Origin of the sequence: Variovorax sp. 350MFTsu5.1, from assembly GCF_048302515.1 — a bacterium.
GTDB lineage: Bacteria > Pseudomonadota > Gammaproteobacteria > Burkholderiales > Burkholderiaceae_C > Variovorax > Variovorax guangxiensis.
This window is the reverse complement of the sequence record NZ_CP157620.1, coordinates 4,057,799-4,075,321: the sequence shown is the minus strand read 5'-3', so window position 1 is coordinate 4,075,321 and position 17,523 is coordinate 4,057,799. Positions and strand designations below refer to the sequence as shown.

General features: G+C 70.1%; 13 protein-coding genes. 2 read left to right on the top strand and 11 right to left on the bottom strand.

The window, feature by feature from the left end; translation table 11 throughout:
- Position 1 precedes the first annotated feature (1 nt).
- Complete coding sequence (locus tag ABL843_RS18510; RefSeq protein WP_126022040.1) at positions 2 to 484, bottom strand: MSMEG_0572/Sll0783 family nitrogen starvation response protein; 483 nt, start codon at positions 482 to 484, stop codon at positions 2 to 4.
- A gap of 355 nt (positions 485 to 839) precedes the next feature.
- Here ABL843_RS18510 and ABL843_RS18505 point away from each other — a divergent pair, with 355 nt between their 5' ends.
- The gene (locus tag ABL843_RS18505; protein WP_126022041.1) at positions 840 to 2,249 is read left to right on the top strand and encodes a PLP-dependent aminotransferase family protein; all 1,410 of its coding nucleotides are present in this window, start codon (positions 840 to 842) and stop codon (positions 2,247 to 2,249) included.
- A 20-nt stretch (positions 2,250 to 2,269) separates the two neighbouring features.
- Here ABL843_RS18505 and ABL843_RS18500 read toward each other — a convergent pair whose 3' ends face one another.
- The 10 genes from ABL843_RS18500 to ABL843_RS18455 are packed head-to-tail and all read right to left on the bottom strand — an operon-like array spanning position 2,270 to position 16,447.
- Positions 2,270 to 4,120 (bottom strand): FAD/NAD(P)-binding protein, encoded by a 1,851-nt coding sequence (locus tag ABL843_RS18500; RefSeq protein WP_418116794.1) that lies wholly within the window; start codon positions 4,118 to 4,120, stop codon positions 2,270 to 2,272.
- On the bottom strand, positions 4,110 to 5,039 hold the full coding sequence (locus tag ABL843_RS18495; protein WP_418116792.1) for a DMT family transporter: 930 nt from the start codon (positions 5,037 to 5,039) through the stop codon (positions 4,110 to 4,112). The genes ABL843_RS18500 and ABL843_RS18495 overlap by 11 nt, the downstream gene beginning before the upstream one ends.
- Positions 5,032 to 8,082: an AMP-binding protein gene (locus ABL843_RS18490; protein WP_418116791.1), complete on the bottom strand. Its 3,051-nt coding sequence runs from the start codon at positions 8,080 to 8,082 to the stop codon at positions 5,032 to 5,034. The genes ABL843_RS18495 and ABL843_RS18490 overlap by 8 nt, the downstream gene beginning before the upstream one ends.
- Positions 8,079 to 9,866: an NAD(P)/FAD-dependent oxidoreductase gene (locus tag ABL843_RS18485; protein WP_418116790.1), complete on the bottom strand. Its 1,788-nt coding sequence runs from the start codon at positions 9,864 to 9,866 to the stop codon at positions 8,079 to 8,081. The genes ABL843_RS18490 and ABL843_RS18485 overlap by 4 nt, the downstream gene beginning before the upstream one ends.
- Positions 9,863 to 10,888 (bottom strand): ABC transporter ATP-binding protein, encoded by a 1,026-nt coding sequence (locus tag ABL843_RS18480; protein ID WP_418116789.1) that lies wholly within the window; start codon positions 10,886 to 10,888, stop codon positions 9,863 to 9,865. The genes ABL843_RS18485 and ABL843_RS18480 overlap by 4 nt, the downstream gene beginning before the upstream one ends.
- A 4-nt stretch (positions 10,889 to 10,892) precedes the next feature.
- Positions 10,893 to 11,909 carry an ABC transporter ATP-binding protein gene (locus ABL843_RS18475; RefSeq protein WP_418116788.1) on the bottom strand — a complete coding sequence of 339 codons (1,017 nt, stop codon included), beginning with the start codon at positions 11,907 to 11,909 and terminating at the stop codon, positions 10,893 to 10,895.
- Positions 11,906 to 12,823, bottom strand: a complete 918-nt coding sequence (locus ABL843_RS18470) for an ABC transporter permease (RefSeq protein ID WP_369661858.1) — start codon at positions 12,821 to 12,823, stop codon at positions 11,906 to 11,908. Before ABL843_RS18470 ends, ABL843_RS18475 begins: the two co-directional genes overlap by 4 nt.
- Positions 12,820 to 13,797 carry an ABC transporter permease gene (locus ABL843_RS18465; protein ID WP_418116787.1) on the bottom strand — a complete coding sequence of 326 codons (978 nt, stop codon included), beginning with the start codon at positions 13,795 to 13,797 and terminating at the stop codon, positions 12,820 to 12,822. Before ABL843_RS18465 ends, ABL843_RS18470 begins: the two co-directional genes overlap by 4 nt.
- A 32-nt stretch (positions 13,798 to 13,829) precedes the next feature.
- Complete coding sequence (locus tag ABL843_RS18460; protein ID WP_418116786.1) at positions 13,830 to 14,858, bottom strand: M14 family metallopeptidase; 1,029 nt, start codon at positions 14,856 to 14,858, stop codon at positions 13,830 to 13,832.
- Positions 14,855 to 16,447 carry an ABC transporter substrate-binding protein gene (locus ABL843_RS18455; RefSeq protein ID WP_184637140.1) on the bottom strand — a complete coding sequence of 531 codons (1,593 nt, stop codon included), beginning with the start codon at positions 16,445 to 16,447 and terminating at the stop codon, positions 14,855 to 14,857. Before ABL843_RS18455 ends, ABL843_RS18460 begins: the two co-directional genes overlap by 4 nt.
- Positions 16,448 to 16,616: 169 nt before the next feature.
- Between ABL843_RS18455 and ABL843_RS18450 the strand changes: the two genes are divergently transcribed.
- A complete protein-coding gene (locus tag ABL843_RS18450) occupies positions 16,617 to 17,492 on the top strand; it encodes a helix-turn-helix domain-containing protein (RefSeq protein WP_418116785.1) in 876 nt (291 codons plus the stop codon).
- Positions 17,493 to 17,523 lie beyond the last annotated feature (31 nt).

Sequence of the window (17,523 nt, the reverse complement as noted above, 5' to 3'; positions counted from 1 at the left end):
TTTACAGCGTCCAGGTGTCGATGACGACCGCGCCCGCCTTCTTGTGCAGCAGCACGAGGTCGAGCACGTCCAGCGGGTTGATCGGCGTGATGCCCTCGATCAGCGCGCCTTCCCCGTGGCCGTACAGCGCCTGCAGCGCAAAGCGGCAGGCATACACCTTGCCGCCTTCCTCGATGAACTTGGCTATCTGCTTGTTGAAGTTCTGGTGGCCCGGAAAGGCCTCGTCGCCCAGCGTGGGAAAGCCGCGCTGCACGCCCAGCGTCACGCCGGGGCCGTAGAGCAGGACGGAGGTGTCGTAGCCCTTGCGCTTGAGCCGCGTGGCCTGCAGCAGGTTCACGAAACCGATCGAGCCTTCGAAGGCCACGGTGTGGAAGGTGACGAGTGCCTTCTCGCCGGGCTCTGCCTTGACGTCTTCGAACACCTTCTCTTCGTAGTCGACGAGGAACTCGCCTTTTTCGTTGCGGGGGCGGGTGACTTTGGGCATGGGGTACTCCGGGTTGGGTGGTGGGTACGCAGGTCTTGCGTGCCTTCTCCTTCGCAGGCGATGTGCCAGCGCTCCGGCGGCCTCGTGCGATCAATGCGCGATCAACACGCGGCGGCGCGGGCCGCGCGGGCGAAAAAAACTTTTGGGTGCCTTCGAACGCGGGAACGGGGCGAGCCCGGAAGGCCTGTCGCGCACCGTGACGACGCGCATCCCATGCGATCAATGCACCCGATCAATGGGGTTGATCGCACCTGATCGAAGCATTTCTCTCCCGAGGAGCGGGCGCGGTTCATGCATGTTGATCGGTGGCCGGATGCAATCAATGAATGCGATCAACTTCGCCGGAGCGCCCACCATGACCACGATCACCGCCCACTGGCGCAAGCAGCTGCGCAACACCTCGCGCCCGGCCTACCTGCTGCTGGCCGACCTGATCGCGGACGACATCAAGACCGGCCGCCTCGGCGTGCGCGACCGCCTGCCCACGCTGCGCGACCTGGCCACCGAGCTCGAGCTGAACTACACGACCGTGGCGCGCGGCTACGCCGAGGCGCGCAAGCGCGGGCTGATCGACTCGCGCGCCGGCACCGGCACCTTCATCCGCTCGGGCAGCCCCAGCCTGCGGCTGCGCGGCGGCAGCGGCGCCGAGATGACGATGAACATGCCGCCCGAGCCCGACGACGAACACCTGATGGCGCGGCTGCACGACAGCGCCAGCCGCGCCTTCGCGCAGATCGACTTCCACGACCTGCTGCGCTACCAGGATTTCGGCGGCACCGCGCACGACCGCGCCGCGGGCATGCACTGGCTGCGGCGCTTCGTGCCCGATGCCGGCATCGACCGCATCCTGGTGTGTCCTGGCATCCATGGCGTGCTGACCGCGCTGTTCTCCCAGCTCGCGCGACCGGGCGAGCTGGTCTGCGTGGAGTCGCTCACCTATCCGGGCGTGAAGGCCATCGCGGCGCAGCTCGGCGTCCAGTTGCATGCGCTGCAGATGGACGACGACGGCCCCATCGCCGACGCCTTCGAGCACGCCTGCAAGACGCTCAAGCCCAAGGCGCTCTACTGCAACCCCACGTTGCTGAACCCGACCGCCGCGACCGTCTCGCGCGCGCGGCGAGAGGCACTGGCCGACGTGGCGCTGCGCTATGCGGTGCCGATCATCGAGGACGACGCCTACGGCATGCTGCCGCGCCAGACGCCCGCGTCGCTCGCCACGCTGGCGCCGGGGCTCACGTACTACGTAAGCGGCTTTTCCAAGTGCTTCGGCGCGGGGCTGCGCAGCGCCTACGTGTGTTCGCCGACGGTGGTGCAGTCGCAGCGGCTGGCGGGCGCGATGCGTGCGACCACCGTGATGGCCTCGCCGATCACCAATGCGCTGACCACGCTGTGGGTGGAAGACGGCACGGCCGAGGAGATGCTGCAGGCCGTGCGCGCGGAATCGGTGGCGCGGCAGGCGCTTGCGGTGCGCTACCTGGGCGACAGCGGGCTGCAGGCGCACCCGGAGGGCTTTCATGCCTGGCTGCCGCTCACGCCAGGCTGGAGTCCGGTGGAGTTCGCCTCGTACCTGCGCACGCAGAACGTGGGCGTGGTGGCGAGCGCGGCTTTCTCCACCGACGGCGATCCGCCCGACGCGGTGCGCATCTGCCTGGGCGGGCCGATGTCGCGCGAGCAGTGCGACCAGGCGCTGCGGCTGATCGCCGACACGCTGGCGCATCCGATGCATCCGCACGCGACGCTTCGAGACGGCAATCACGGTGCGTGAGCGGTACCGGAAAGGTGAACTCACACGGGATTGATCACTTGTCGCATCACGATCTGGGGTGCTGGCCGCTCCCACAGCGCGTCGAGCGCCGACTGGATGCTGTCGAAGGCCCGCGACCGGCTCCTGGGCGAAGGCAGGTAGTGGTTGAAGTAGCGCCGGCCCTCGGTCGGCACGCCCAGCAGCGTGAGCTGGCGCACCGGCAGGCCTGTCGCGTCGACCGGATGCCCGAGGGCGTCGATGAGCGGAACCGTCATTCGTTCGTCCGCCGGAGGCGTCGGCGACGAGCCGGCGCACAGGCCCGAGCGGCACAGCGCGGCGAGCAGTGAATCGTCCGTGGTGTCGATCGCGCCGTACCCCGCGCGTCCGTGCACCAGATGGTCGAGGCAAGCGACGAAGGGCGTCTCGAAGGCGCTCGATCGCGCCCGCCAGACGCCGAGCGCGGCGTCGCGCTCGAGCGCGGGGGCCGGGCCGAGGTCGACGCGCAGCAGGCCGGCACGCATCAGCGCCAGCCATTCGAGCCCGCGCGAGATCGGCGGCCCCACGACCAGCTGCGAGATCCGCGGCGCCACCACGTCGAAGAAACGGCGGCGAGACGCCGGCGCGAGTGTGTCGAACTCCACCGCCTGGCGGATGAAGCCGCGCAGCACGCGCAGCATTTCCACCGCGTACTTGTACGGGCTGTGCGCCTCGCCCTTGCGCGCCTCGTCCACGTCGAAGCGCAGGCGCGCTGCAAAGGCTGCGCTGAATTCCGCGCCGCTGCGCGGCGAAGGCGCGGGCCTGGGGACGGATTCCGATGCGAGAAGCGTTTCAGGCGAGAACCCGGCCATCGATGGCAGGGTCTTCTCGCACAAGGCCTTCACTTCGGCAGGCGCTAGCAGTCCGAGCACGCCCCGGCAAGCCGCCGCCGCGTCCGCGCCTTGCGACAGCGCCATCGCTCGCATCAGGTAGGCCGCGCGCATCTCGGCCGAGAGCACGGTCAACAGGTCTTCCTCGAGCAGCAAGCCTTCGGGCCCGCGCGCCGCGCGCCGCAAGGCCAGGTAGGCATCGGTGCAGAAGATCGGCGCGAAGCTGCCCGACAGGTCGAGCGATTGCGCCGGCCGGCACGCGAACGGCATGCCGCTGCGGGAGTGCACGAACATGACGGGCTCACGGCCGCTCGGCAAGTACTGCAGCACGCCGTCGTCCTCGCGCACGAAGCGGCCGCCACGGCCCGTGGTGAGCGCCGCCACCACGTCCACCGCCACCAGACCGGTGCCCGAGATGCCCACCGCAGACCCGGCCTCGATGCGCGCCTGCAGCGGTGCCGGCGGGTAGGGGGCCATCGGCCTTGCAGGCGATGCCGGCCGTTCGCCGCCGGAACGTGCCAGACCATGGCCGGTGCAGAGGAAGACGTGATCCACCGTGAGTGCCGAACCGTCGCCCAGACGCACGTGCACCCGCTCGTTGGCCACGAGCGAGACATCGAGCGCGCGATGGCGCACCTCCGAGATTCGAAGATGCGAAGGCGCGTTGTCGCACAGCACCGCGTACACGTGCCGCAGGTAGGCGCCGAAGAGCGCGCGCGGCAGGAAGCCGTTGGGGTCGGCTGCGATGTCGCGCTCTTCGCGCAGCCAGTCGATGAACGACATCGCGCCGGTGAGCGGCGCTTCGCCGAAATGGCATGCGCTGAAGCTGTCGAGCTGACCGGTGACGGTGTTGAGCAGCAGGAAGTCTTCCTGCTGCGGCTTGTGCAGGCCTGGGCCCGGCTCGTCGGGGTCGATCACGTGCACGGTGAGCGCGAGCCGTGGCTGCTGGCGCGAGGCGGTGACCAGCCGGTCGAGTACCGCCAGGCCCCAGGGGCCGGCGCCGACGATCGCGATCTCAACCCGCACGGCGCAGCTCCCTGTCGGGCCTGCCCGGCAGCGTGACCAGCATCACCCCGGCGACGATCAGCGCGCTCGCGGCCAGCAGGCTCCAGCTCAGGGGCTCGGCGAGAAAGACCACGCCGAACGCCACGCTCACCAGTGCCCGCAGATATGCGTTGCTGGTGGTGGTGACCGGGCCCAGCGTGCGAATCAGCCTGAAGAAGATCACACTGGCCAGCGCGGTCGACAGCACCGCGAGGGCCAGCAGTGCCAGCGTGGCCTCGAGGCTTGGTGTGAGCGTCCAGGGCCGGTCCATGGCCAGGCTGAAAGGCAGCATGGTGAGCCCGCCGCACAGCAGCGAGCCGGCCGCGGTGACCACGGCGGGCTGGTCGCCGAAGCGATGGCCGAACACAGCCCCGCACGCATACGACGCGCTCGCCCCCAGGACCGCCATGACCGCGAGAAAGTCGCTGCCGCCCAGCGCAGCGTGGGAACCGAGGCCGGCGATCCCGGCGACGCCCGCAAGGCCGAGCAGCACGCCCACGAACTTCGTGAACACGAACGGCGCCGAGCCGACGACGAACACCGACAGCATGAAGGCGAACAGCGGCACCGTGGCGTTGAGCACGCCCGCGAGCCCGCTTGCGATGTGCTGCTCGCCCCAGCCGATCAGCGTGAACGGCAGCGCGCCCTGCAGCAGCCCCTGCACCCAGAGCGCCCCCCAGCGGCCGGGGCGCGTCGGGAGCGCGAAGCCCTTCGCCAGGGCCAGCGCCGTCAACAGCGCGCCGCCGAGCAGGATGCGCGCCGCAGCCAGCGTGGCCGGCGGATAGTCGGCCACCGCCACCTTGATCAGCGTGAAGGAGCCGCCCCAGAGGATCGCGAGCAGCACCAGCAGCATGTATTCGCCCGGCGGCGCCGGCGCCCTTGTCCCTTGTTTCTCAGGCATGGCTCAGCGCCTCCAGGTGTGAGCAATAGTCGGTGAAGCACTCCTCGATCTCCGAGGGCGAAAGCAGGCCGGCGCGGTACTGGAACTCGACGTGCGTCGCGTCGTGCCATCCGCGGATCAGCATGAGCAGGTCGTACTTCAGCCGGTAGCCGCGATCGGCGTGCCGCGGCGTCGCAAGTCCGGGCGCGTCGCCATCGGCCTGAGGCATGAAGTTGAGCGAGAAGCCGGTCAGAGGGTTGCGGTCCGCGCCGGGGGACAGGCCGAGTTCGTCGAGCACCTGGTCGAACTGGAAGTCCTGGTGGCGCGCGGCCCGCGCGATGCCGTCGCGCACGCGCTCGACGAGCTGCCCCGGCGACAGCGCACCCAGCCCCGTGACGCGCAGCGGCACCAGGTTGATGAAATCGCCGATGGCCTGCGCGACCTGCGGGTGGGCACGGCCGGCCAGCGGCGTCACGACCACGAGGTCGTCGCATTCGGTCAGCGCCGCGAGCCAGCGGAAATACGCGCCCACGTACAGCACATAGGGCGTGCACTTCAGGCGCCGCGCCGCCGCCACGACCGCATCGCGCAGCGTGCCGCGCACGGCGGCCTCGATGGCATGGCAGCGTTGCGGATCGTCGCAGCGCAGCCTGTCGGGCAGGTAGCGGTGGCGGTAGGGCGCGGCGAGCAGCTCGCGGAAATGCGAGCGCGCGGCCTGTGCCGAGGCGTTGCGCGCGCCGGCCCAGGCCGCGATGTCGCGCATCGACGGCGGGGCATGCGTCGTCCAGGGTCGGCCCGCGAGCCGGGCGGCCAGCTCGCGCCCGAGCAGGCCCTGGCTCGTGCCGTCGCTGACCAGGTGGTGGACGGTCCACAGCAGCCGGCGCCGCCTGCCGGGCAGGACGAGCAGGGTCGCGCGGAACAGCGGCGCGTCGGAGAACAGCGCGATCTCCGCCTCGCCTTCGGCCACGCGCAGCGCGTCGATGCGGCGCGCCAGTGCTTCCGCGTCGAGAGCGCTCAGGTCGCACAGAGCCACAGGAACGTCTTCCGTCGGCACGATCGACTGGCGCACGGCGCCTTCTTCGTCATGGCCGAAGCGCAGGCACAGGCTGTCGTGGCGCAGCGCGATCTCGGTCAGCGCGCGGCCCACCGAGTAGGCATCGACGCCGTCGGGCAGCTCGAACAGCGCGACCATGTTGCACCAGTTGCGGTTGCCGCCCGCGCAGAAGGTGCGGAAGTAGCGCCGCTGCTGCGGGCTCAGCGCGAACCAGCGGGTGCGCGGGGCGGGCGGGATCGGCGCCGGCGCGGCCGAACCGGCCTCCTGCAGCTGCCGCGCCAGCTCGCGCGCGGTGGGCGCGTGCATCAGCAGCAGCGGCTGCGCATGCACGCCGAGCCGTGCTTCGAGCTCGGCGCACAGCCGCATCGCCGCGAGCGAATCGCCGCCGAGCGCGAAGAAGTCCTCGTCGACGCCGACATGCGCCTGCCGCAGCACCCGTGCAATCGCGTCGGCCACGCCGAGCGCGAGCTCGTCGGCATCCGTGTCGGAGGCGGCGGCGGCGGCGTCCGCGCGCGGCGCAGGCGCGGGCAGGCGTGCGCGATCCAGCTTGCCGTTGGGCATGAGCGGCAGCGCATCGAGCGCGATCAGGTGGCTCGGAATGGCCGCCGCAGGCAACCGCTCCGCGAGGAAAGGGCGCAGGCTCCGGCGCACGGCCTGTGCATCGGCCTGCGTGCTGAAGTAGCCCACGAGCTGCGCGCCGCCTTCCTCGTTCGTCACGCACACCACGGCCGCGTCGGTCACCGATTCGTGCGACTGCAGCACCGCCGCGACGCCCGTGGGCTCGATGCGGGTGCCGAGGATCTTCACCTGGTGGTCCTTGCGTCCGCGCAGGTGCAGCGCACCCTGCGCGTCAAGAAAGCCGAGGTCGCCGCTCAGGTAGGCCGGCTGCCCGTCGAGCACGATGAAGCGCGCGGCCGAGGGCTCCTCCGGGTCCAGGTAGCCCAGCGAGCGGTGCACCGTGCGGATCGCGACCTCGCCGGGCTCGCCCGGGCCTGACGGCTGCAGCGCCTCGTCGAGGATGCGCACGTCGACCCCGGGCAGCGGCAGGCCGCAGCACTGGATGCCCTCGGGCGCCGGGTCGGGCACGCGGGCGCAGAACTTGGCGAGCGTGGTTTCGGTCGGCCCATACAGGTTGTAGACCGCGCTCGAAGGAAACGCCGCGCGCCAGCGCCCGACCAGCGCACTGCCCAGCGGTTCGCCCGCGAACAGCGTGTGGCGCAGCGTGGCATTGCGCGCGCCCGCGGGCAGCGCCGCCAGGCAGGCCTGCGCCAGCGACGGCACCGTGTGGAGCACGCTGACGCCCATCCTGGCGAGCCAGTCCGGCACTTCAGCCGGTGTCGGCGGGGCGTCTGCCGGTGGCAGGCAGCCGGTCACGCCCGCGACAACCGGCAGCAGCAGGTCGCGCAGCACCACGTCGAACGACAGGCGGGTGAGCACACCCACGCGGTCGCCGGGCTGGAGGCCGAGCATGCCGGCTTCCCAGGCCAGGAAATGCGCAAGGCCGCCGCGCCGCCCGAGGATGCCCTTGGGCCGCCCGGTCGTGCCGGAGGTGAAGAAGATGTAGCAGCCCGCATCGGGCGCGATCTCCGGCAGGCCCAGGTCGTCGAGCGTCCACCCGGCCTGCGGCGATGCGGCGCCCGCGACGCGCCGGATGCCGTCAGCCCCGAGCGGCGACTGCATCGCGAACTCGATGGCCAGCGTGGCGGCCGCCGCGTCCAGCATCGCCTGCTTGCGCGCCGGCGGCAGCGCCGCGTCGACCGGCACGGCGACCACGCCCTCGAGCAGGCAGCCCACGAGCATCGCCGCCAGTCCGCGCGAAGCCATGCCATGCAGCACCACGCGCTCGCCAGCCTCCACGCCTTGCCGGCGCAGCAGCGACACCTGCGCGACCACGAGCGCCGCGAAGTCGTCGCGCCTCATGGCGCCTTCGTCGTCGATCCAGAGCGTCGCCGCACCGGTGCGCAGGCCGTCGCGCAGCAGCGCGGTGAGCGATGGTTGCGGCGCGTTCACAGTGTCACCTCGAACACGTCGGCAAAGCGGCGTGGGTGGTAGAGCGTGTGCATCGCATGGGGGCGTGCCTCCAGCGCGCAGGCCACGGCCTCCGCGACGGCCGGCGACTGCGCGAAGCCGCCGGTGTTGTGGCCGCCGCTGAGCACCATCTTGCCGCCTGCGTCCGCTTCCTGAACTTCGAGCACTCCCAGGCCCGAGGGCGTCCAGGGCCGCACGCAGAAGCCCGGACGCTCGCCGAGCATGCCGGACTCCCTGGCACGCCTGAACTTGTCGCCGAAGAGTTCCTCCGCCGTTTCCATCACGCAGCGCGCGAGTTCTGGCAGGTCGGCCAGGCGCACGTCCTCGGCCGAGGCGCCGACGAAGCCGTGCCCCGAACTGCAGTGCAGCACAGGCCGGCCGGCGGCATCGCGCCCGGGCACGACGTTGGCGCCCTGGGCCGCCTCGCTGCTGCCGAAGGCGCGCCGGCGCACCTTGAGCGGCGTCTGCAGCGGCGTGCCATCGTTAGGCAGCGTGACCCACATGCCGACCATCGCGCCGATGGCGGGCAGCCCCGCCGTCCTCGCGGCAAGGGTGTGCGCCTGCGCGCCGGGGGAGAGTACATAGTGGTCGGCCCGCCGCAAGGCATCGTTGACGACGATGCCTGTCACCGCGCCCGAACCGGCATGCCGCACCTCGCTGGCCTCATGCTGCCAGTGGAAGCGCGCGCCGAGGCGCTCGAGCAGCCCGATCAGGTTGCGGCAGAACGAGACGATGTTGAGCGAGAACCCTTGCACATCGAGCGCTCCCGCGATCGCTCCCTCGTCGATCGCGCTGCCCAGCGCGGGCTCGCGCTCGCGCAACCGCGTGAGCGGGACCGCGCCGATCAGCGCACCGATCTCGGCCTCGGCCGTCTGCGCCGCGCGCAGGGACGCTTCGCTCGGGTAGATGCGCAGCAGCCGGCCGACGTGGTGCGTCTCGCGCAGCAGCTCCGGATAGAGGCTGAAGAGCTCGCGCCACAGCCGGTGGCTCTGCCGGTTGAAGCCGACGATGTCGTTGCCATAGAGCAGCGCCGCCCAGGGCGGCACCTGTTCGAGCTGGTCGATCCAGCGGCGGTCGGCGTCCGACATCGTCTGGTAGTCGCGCGACAGCCAGCCGTCCCGCGAAATTCCAAGGCGGAAGCGCGGCGTGTCCCGCGGCGTGTAGAGCGGCGAACAGGCCAGGTGATGGCGCGACTCGTTGTACGAGAAGATGCGCGCGTCCCTGCCGCCGAAGGTCGCGCCGGCGCGCTCGGCGTGCGGCGTGTCGCCCCGGCGCGGATCGGCCATGCGGTCGTACACCGACACGCGATGGCCGCGCCGGCACAGCGTCAGCGCAGTGACCAGGTTGACGACGCCCGCGCCGACCAGCATCACCTCGCCCGGCGCACCGGCCACCGCCTCGGCGGACGGCCCATGCCTCGGCCGGCACATGGATTCCGCAAGCACGAAGGCTTCGTACTCGGCGCGCTCCCAGTTCGATCCGGTCACGAAGGCGCAGCGCCCTTGGAGCGTCGACGGATCGATGGCGACCCGCGAGGCCGAGAGGCCGCAGAAGATGAAGCGGCAGCCGGGGAGCCCGGCCGCGATGGCCGAGACCGCCTCGTACTGCGCCTCGCGCGCGATCACCACGTCGGGCGCGAGTGCGGCGAGCTCCGCGGCGACCTGGTGCGGCGCCTTGGCCGCGAGGTCGGGCCTCAGCACGATGTTGCGCGCCACGAAGACATCGGCCGATGCCCGCGCGAGCCAGCACATGACGACGATCTTCATGCGCCACCCGCCCGGTCGACCAGGTGGCACGCGACCCAGCGGTCGCCGGCGACTCGCGCGAGCGCGGGCACCTCCTCGGCGCAGCGGCGCGTGGAGCGCGGGCAGCGCGGGTGGAAATGGCAGCCGCGCGGCGGATTCAGGGGAGAGGGAATCTCTCCCCGGATCGCCACGAACGTCTTCTTGCGCACCTCCAGCTTCGGCGCCTCGGACAGCAGGCCTTCGGTGTAGGGGTGCAGCGGCTGCTCGAACAGCGCGTCCGCGCCGGCCGATTCGACCACCCGCCCGAGGTACATCACGACCACCCGGTCGCTGATGTGCCGCACCACGCCGAGGTCGTGGCTGATGAACAGGTAGGTGAGGGCGAGTTCCTCGCGCAGCGCCATGAACAGGTTGATCACCTGGGCCTGGATGGAAACGTCGAGCGCCGCCACCGCCTCGTCGCAGATCAGCAGCCGGGGCTGCACGGCCAGCGCCCGGGCGATGCCGATGCGCGCGCGCTGGCCGCCCGAGAACTGGTGCGGGAAGCGCCGCATGAAGCCGGCGTCGAGCCCGACCTTGCGCATCAGCGCCGCCACGAGTTCTTCCTGATCCTTCGCGTCGATCAGCCCGTGCGCCACGGGTGCCTCGCCGATGATCTGGCGCACGCGCATGCGCGGGTTCAGGCTCGCATAGGGGTCCTGGAAGATCATCTGCACGCCGAGCATGTCGCGCCGGTGCTCGGCAGCCGAGAGCCGCCGCCTGCGCAGCTCGGCGTCCTCTCCCAGCCACCAGCGCTCGCCTTCGCTCAGCGCCTGCAGGCCCGCGGCCATGCGTCCGAGCGTGGACTTGCCGCAGCCCGACTCGCCCACCAGCCCGACGACTTCGCCGGGACGCACCGCGAGCGAAACGCCGTCGACGGCATGGACGGTGCGCGCGGGCGCCTGGGCGCCGAAGAGGCGCGCGATCTTCGCCGCGGCATCGGGCTTGCGGACGAAACGCTTGGAGCTGGCGCGCAGCTCGAGCAACGGGGTGACGGATTCCATGGTGTCAGTTCGCGATCGCGGCGGAGGAGGAGGGCAGGGGAGTCGGATGGAAGCAGCGCAGCCGGCGGCCGTCGAGCGCCACTAAGGGCGGCTCGTTGCGGCAGACGACATCGGCGTTGGCGCAGCGCGCCTGGAATGCGCAGCCCTCGGGCAGCGCGAGCAGCGAAGGCGTCATGCCGGGAATCTGCTGCAGCGGACGTCCGCGCGGGTTGCGCGACGGGGCGCTGGCGATCAGCCCTCGCGTGTACGGGTGGCGCGGCCGGTCGAGCACCTCGGCCACGGGGCCCTGTTCGACGATGCGCCCGGCATACATCACGCTGACCGTGTCGGCCAGGCCCGCCACCACCGACAGGTCGTGCGAGATCCAGATCAGCGCGGTGCCCGACGCCCGGCACAGGGCCTGCATCTCCGCGAGGATCTGGCCTTGCACCGTGACATCGAGCGCGGTGGTTGGCTCGTCCGCGATGATCACGTCGGGCTCGTTGAGCAGCGCGATGGCAATCGCCACGCGCTGGCGCATGCCGCCCGAGAACTGGTGCGGGTAGGCCAGCAGACGCTCGTGCGGCGACGCGATGCCGACTTTCGCGAGCGCGGCGGCCGCGCGTTCGCGCGCCACGCGCTCGCTGACCTTGTGATGCGCGCGCACCGCCTCGATCATCTGCGTGTCGATGCGAAGCACCGGGTTCAGCGTCATCATCGGATCCTGGAAGATCATCGCGACGCGGTTGCCGCGCACGCCCTGCAGCGCGCGCGGCGACAGGCTCCGCAGGTCGAGCACCTCGCCGGTGCGCAGCGCCAGGCGCAGGCGGCCCGCCACCACGCGGCCCGGCGGGTCGATCAGGCCGATCAGCGAGTAGCCCGTCATCGACTTGCCGGAACCCGATTCGCCGACCAGGCCCATGATCTGCCCGCGTTCGATGGAAAAGGACACGTCGTCCACGGCCTTCACGATGCCCGCGCGCGTGGCGAACTGCGTCTTCAGGCCCTCGACGAGCAGGACGGGTTGGGAGGCGTTCGTCATTGCTTCTGCAGCCGTGGGTTCGACACGTCCCGCAGCTGGTCGGCCACGAGGTTGATCGCCAGGATCGTGAGCAGCAGCAGGATGCCGGGATAGAGCGACATCCAGTACTTGCCCGCGAGCAGGTATTGCTGGCCGTTGGCGATCAGCAGCCCTAGCGAGGGCTCGGTGATCGGCACGCCCAGGCCGAGGAAGGACAGCGTGGCCTCCAGCGAGATCGCGTTGGCCACCTGCAGCGCGGCCACCACGATCACCGGCGGCAGGCAGTTGGGCAGCAGGTGCCGCAGCACGATGCGTGCGTCGCCCAGTGCCAGGCCCTGCGCCGCCTCGATGTATTCCTTCCTGCGCTCGACCAGCGCGGCGGCGCGAACGGTACGCGCGTAGTAGGCCCATTGCACCGCCACCAGCGCGATCGCGACGTTGCCTACGCCGGGCTTGAGCAGCGTGATCAGCACCAGCGCGACCAGGATCGCGGGAAACGACAGCTGGATGTCGACGATGCGCATGAGCAGCGCATCGAGCCGCCCGCCGGTGTAGGCCGCGAGCAGGCCCAGCACGGTGCCGAGCGACAGCGCCGCGATCGTGGCCACCACGCCGATGCCCAGCGAGATGCGCAGCCCGTAGAGCATGCCCGAGAGCATGTCGCGGCCCTGGTCGTCGGTGCCCAGCAGGTAGAGCTTGCCGGGGCCGGACGCATGGTCGGCACCGTGCGAGCCGGGCGGCAGGCGCGAGTCGAGGATGTTGAGCTGGGCCAGGTCGTACGGGTTCTGCGGCGCGAGCAAGGGCGCGAGCAGGGCGGCGAGCAGCAGCGCGAGCAGCACGGCTGCGCCGAGCACTGCGAGCTTGGAGTGGGCGTACTGGCGCAGCAGCCGGCGCAGCGGGGATTCGTCGTCTTCGGTCATGGTCGTTTTCTTCATGCGCCTTGTTCGTCGAGGCGAACGCGCGGGTCGAGGCTCGAGTACGCGATGTCCACGAGCAGGTTGAGCAGGGTGAACATCGACACCACCACCAGCAGGTAGGCGACGATCACCGGGCGGTCGAGCGAGGAGATCGATTCGATGATCAGCTTGCCCGCGCCAGGCCAGACGAAGATGGTTTCGGTCACCGCGGCGAACGCCACCAGCGCGCCGAACTCCAGCGCCACCACCGTCACGATCGGCACGAGGATGTTCTTGAGCACATGCACGCCCACCACGCGCGCCGGAGCGAGGCCCTTGGCACGTGCGAACTTGACGTAGTCCTGCGTCAGTGCCTCGTGCGTGCTGGCCCGGGTCAGCCGCGTGACCAGCGCGAGCTTGAAGAGCGCGAGGTTCACGGCAGGCAGAAGCAGGTGCTTCCAGCCCTCCAGGCTGAAGACCGACAGCGAAAGACCAAGCACTTCGCGCGTCGGTCCGCGTCCGCCCGCGGGCAGCCAGGCCAGTTGCACCGCGAACACGACGACGAGCATCAGCCCGACCCAGAAAGTCGGCAGCGAGAAGCCCAGGATCGAGCCGGTCATGATGCTCCTGCCGATCCACGACTGAGGCCGAAGCCCCGCCCAGAGGCCCAGCGGCACGCCGAGCGCGATCGCGATCAGCATCGCGACACAGGCGAGCTCCAGCGTGGCGGGCAGCCGTTCGAACACCAGCGCGATCGCGGGCACGCCGTGGACGAAGGAGTTGCCCAGGTCCCCGTGCAGCGCGTGCCGCAGGAAGTTCCAGTACTGCAGCGGCAGGGCCTGGTCCAGGCCCATGGCCTGCACCAGCCGCGCGCGCTCGGCCTGATCGGCGTCCATGCTGATCAGGATGTCGGCCGGATTGCCGATCAGGTAGACGCTGGCGAACACCAGCATCGACATCGCCAGAAGTACGCCGACGCTCTGCGCCAGGCGGCGGATCACATAAGCCAGCATGATGGTCCCGTGCTGATGGATGCGCGCACGGCCTACAGCGCGTGCGCGGGCACGCGCTGCATCAGGTAGCCGAGGCAGTCCTGGCGGATGGCGCGCAGGTCGCGGGTGAACATTGCGGCGACGGCCTGGGTCGAGAGACAGACGTCGGCGCCCTTGCGCACCAGCATGCCCGCCATCGCCTCGCCGTCGAGCCGGTAGGCGCGCAGCGGCTCGACGTCGGGGTGCGAGAGCGTGGTGGCGATCACGTGCCCGGGCTCGAGCGCCTGGAAATTGAAGGACTCGATCTCGGGCGGCAGCTGCAGGTCGGCGGCCTCGCCGTCGCAGCTCAGCGTGAGGCCCTCGGCGACCTTGAGCATCGCGAAGGCCTGGAAGATGTCGAGCGCCTTGGCGTCGTCGTGCGCCGTGCCCTCGCCGAAATCATCCGCGAGACAGCGCTCGATCAGCTTCGCAGCCTGCGCCACGCCTTGCGCGTTGCCGATCTCGCCGCACTCGCAGCACACCGTGGGACATATCGGCGTGAAAGCGGCGCCCAACGACTGCGGCGCCTGGATCAGGACGGCCAGCGGCGAGAACATGCGCGCGAGCCGCAGATGCTCGGCGCCGGTGGCGCTCAGGCAGGAATAGAGCGGGTTGCGCCCCGAGTTGTTGTGCAGGTCGATGGCGAGGAAGACTTCGCGCTCGCGCATGGCGTCCATCACGCGCGCGGCCATGTGCTGGTGCGGCGTGGCCGGCGCGCTGCGCGGCCAGATGCGGTTGTAGTCCGGCTGGTCTTCCAGCCGGCGAACGCCCGCCCGTGCGGCTTCGACGTTGCCCACGAAGATCGAGAGCGCACGAGGCAGCGGGCGGCCTTCGTATCTTGAGAGCACCGACTGCAGCGCGAGCAGTCCCACGTCCTCGTTGCCGTGCAGCAGCACCGAGACGAAGACGGGCCGCGGCTGCAGGCCGGGCAGGTGAATCAACGCCGGGGAGGGCACGACCTCGTGGAGCGTGCGCGCCGAAGCGCTCATGAATCCGGATGGCAGGTGATCGAGCACCAGCGGGAGGCTGGACATTCCGCTCACTTGCGGTCCTCCACTTCGGCGCGGACCTGCTGGGCCAGCGTGAACTCGTCGACGCGCGGCACGATGGTCAGCCCCTTGCGCGCGGCCCAGGTCGACACCTGGTGATAGAGCGGGATGATCGCGTAGTCCTTCTTCAGCGCGAGTGCGGTGGCCTTCTGCAGCAGGGCCTCCCGCTTCGCGTCGTCCACCGTGTTGAGCGCTTCGTTCAGCAGCGCGTCGAACTGCGGATTGCTGTAGCTGCTCCAGTTGGTCGCGCCCATGCCGCGTTCCCTGTCGGGCGTGGCGAGCAGGCCACGAAGGGCCCCGGAGGGCTCGCCGCCGCCCACGCCCCAGCCGAGCAGGCCGAAGCCCAGTTCCTTCTTCGACGCTCGCCCGACGTAGGTCGCCATCGGCGAGACCTGGACCTTGGTCACGATGCCGCCGCGGGTGAGCATCTGGCCGATGGCCTGCGTGACCTGCTTGTCGTTGACATAGCGGTCGTTCGGGCCGAACAGCGTGAGACCGAAGCCCGCCGGATAACCCGCCTCGGCGAGCAGCTTTCGCGCGCCCTGCACATCGACGCTGTCGGGCTTGAGCTCGGGGTTGAAGCCGAACATGCCGTTCGGGGCCAGGTTGCCGGCAGGCACGCCGAGCTGATCGAGCACGCGCTCGGCGAGCACTGCGCGGTCGATCAGCAGAGAGATCGCCTGGCGCACGCGCGCATCCCTCATCGGATTGCGCTCGAGCGGTTTTCCGTCCTTGTCAGTGACGAAGGGCGAGGTCTCGCGATGATCGGTATAGAGGAACATCACGCGGCTCGACACCTTGGTAAAGACGCGCAGGTCCTTGCGCTGGCGGAACTGGGAGACCAGGTTGGCCTGCACGTTCTCGACCACGTCCACGTCGCCCGACAGCAATGCCGACATGCGCGCCGATTCGGCCGGCAAGGCCCGCAGCGTGACGCCAGACCACATCGGCTTGTCGCCCCAGTACCCGTCGAAGCGCGCGAACTGCACGCCGGTGCCGGGCGTGAACTTCACCAGCCTGAAGGGGCCCGTGCCGGCCTGTACCTTCGCCTGGTTGAAGTCGTCGCTGGTGGCTTTCTCGGCCGCCTTCTTCGAGACGATGAAGATGCGTGTGAGATCGTTAGGCAGCAGCGGTGCGGGCGTGGCGGTCGTCAGCTGCAGCGTGAGGCGGTCGACGATCTTCTTGCCCGTGATGGAGCGCGTATAGGCGGAGAACGAGCTCGGGCTGTTGACGATGGTCGCGGGTCGCTCGAGCGAAAACACCACGTCCTGCGCGGTGAGCGGGCTGCCATCGTGGAACTTCACGCCGTCGCGCAGCTTGAACTCCCAGGTGGTGTCGTTGATGGCGCGCCACGAGGTCGCGAGCGCGGGTGTCAGGCGCGCATCGGCGTCGAGCGCGACGAGGGTCTCGTAGGCATGGCTCACCACCGCGCTGATCGCATCGTTGTTCACGAAATGCGGATCGACAGACGAAGGATTGCTGCTCAGGCCGATCCGCAGCTCCTGCGCATTGGAAAGGCATGCGAGGCATGCGAGAAGCGCACCGCACAGCAGTGCGCGCCAGTGACGCAGGATCGGTCTCATGGGTTCTGTCTCCGTTGGAATTCAGGTTGTCGCAACGGATGGGGATTCATAGAATCCAGCCCGCCATCGACACACATTCATGCGCTCGAATCGTTGGATCCGTGGGCGCAAATCGATGCCGGGACATTAGCAAGCGGCGGCTTTCCCGCCATGTAGATTCTTAGCTTCCATGGAACTTCTTGCATCTTCCTATTGGCGCGACAGAGAGTTGGCAGGCCTGCAGTTCACCGCCAACCGATTCGTTCAGCGAGAGATCCGGGCGCACCGGCATGGGGGCTACACGCTGTCGGTTTCCGACACCGAGTTGCATGTGAGAACCAGCGCCGGCGTCACTGTGGTGCCCCCTGGTGCGCTGTTGCGCATCGGTCCGCAGGTCTGGCACTCGATCAAGGCGCGAAGCACGCCGTGGCGAGAGGACGCGATGTATTGCAGCGTGGCGGTTGCGCGCTGCGTGAATCCGGTGCCCGAGGCGGACGACGGCATTCCCGGCGCCGAGCCCGCACCGGTCTCGGTGTTCGCGTGCGAGCCCTGGGGGCGCGAGTTCTCGCAATGCCACAGGCTGCTGCACGAGATCGCGGACACCGGCCGCGAGGACGCGGGCATCGCGGCGCGCGCACTGGTGCGTCGCCTGCTCGCGCAGTGGATACCGCTGCAAGCCGGCAGGACGACCGAGTCAGGTGAAGCGGACGATCGTCTGCGCCGCTCCTACGGCCTGATCGCCACCGGCTTCCAGCAACGCCTGACGCTCGACGACCTCGCCGAGGCGGTCAACTGGCATCCGATCCATCTGCACCGCCGCTTCAAGGACACGTGGGGCTTCACGCCGCACGAACTGCTGGTGGGGCACCGCATCGAATACGCGCGCGACCTCATGGCCGGCGGCGCTCGCGTGACTTATGCGGCGCACGCGGCCGGCTTCAGCGACCAGAGCCACCTGCACAAGACCTTCATGAGCACCTACGCCGTGGCGCCGAGCGAGTACCGGCGGCTGTCGGCGCTCGATGCGCTGCAACCGCCGGCGGCGAGGAACGGCATCGTCGATTGACGCTGCGCGACCCCACGCGGCCCCGCATGGG

What these genes read in the sequence shown, in the direction of transcription:
- ABL843_RS18505 (WP_126022041.1), top strand. Translation starts at nt 840, where the DNA reads ATGACCACGATCACCGCCCACTGGCGCAAGCAGCTGCGCAACACCTCG.
- ABL843_RS18455 (WP_184637140.1), bottom strand. Translation starts at nt 16,447, where the DNA reads ATGAGACCGATCCTGCGTCACTGGCGCGCACTGCTGTGCGGTGCGCTT.
- ABL843_RS18465 (WP_418116787.1), bottom strand. Translation starts at nt 13,797, where the DNA reads ATGCTGGCTTATGTGATCCGCCGCCTGGCGCAGAGCGTCGGCGTACTT.
- ABL843_RS18450 (WP_418116785.1), top strand. Translation starts at nt 16,617, where the DNA reads ATGGAACTTCTTGCATCTTCCTATTGGCGCGACAGAGAGTTGGCAGGC.
- ABL843_RS18475 (WP_418116788.1), bottom strand. Translation starts at nt 11,909, where the DNA reads ATGACGAACGCCTCCCAACCCGTCCTGCTCGTCGAGGGCCTGAAGACG.
- ABL843_RS18480 (WP_418116789.1), bottom strand. Translation starts at nt 10,888, where the DNA reads ATGGAATCCGTCACCCCGTTGCTCGAGCTGCGCGCCAGCTCCAAGCGT.
- ABL843_RS18485 (WP_418116790.1), bottom strand. Translation starts at nt 9,866, where the DNA reads ATGAAGATCGTCGTCATGTGCTGGCTCGCGCGGGCATCGGCCGATGTC.
- ABL843_RS18510 (WP_126022040.1), bottom strand. Translation starts at nt 484, where the DNA reads ATGCCCAAAGTCACCCGCCCCCGCAACGAAAAAGGCGAGTTCCTCGTC.
- ABL843_RS18495 (WP_418116792.1), bottom strand. Translation starts at nt 5,039, where the DNA reads ATGCCTGAGAAACAAGGGACAAGGGCGCCGGCGCCGCCGGGCGAATAC.
- ABL843_RS18470 (WP_369661858.1), bottom strand. Translation starts at nt 12,823, where the DNA reads ATGAAGAAAACGACCATGACCGAAGACGACGAATCCCCGCTGCGCCGG.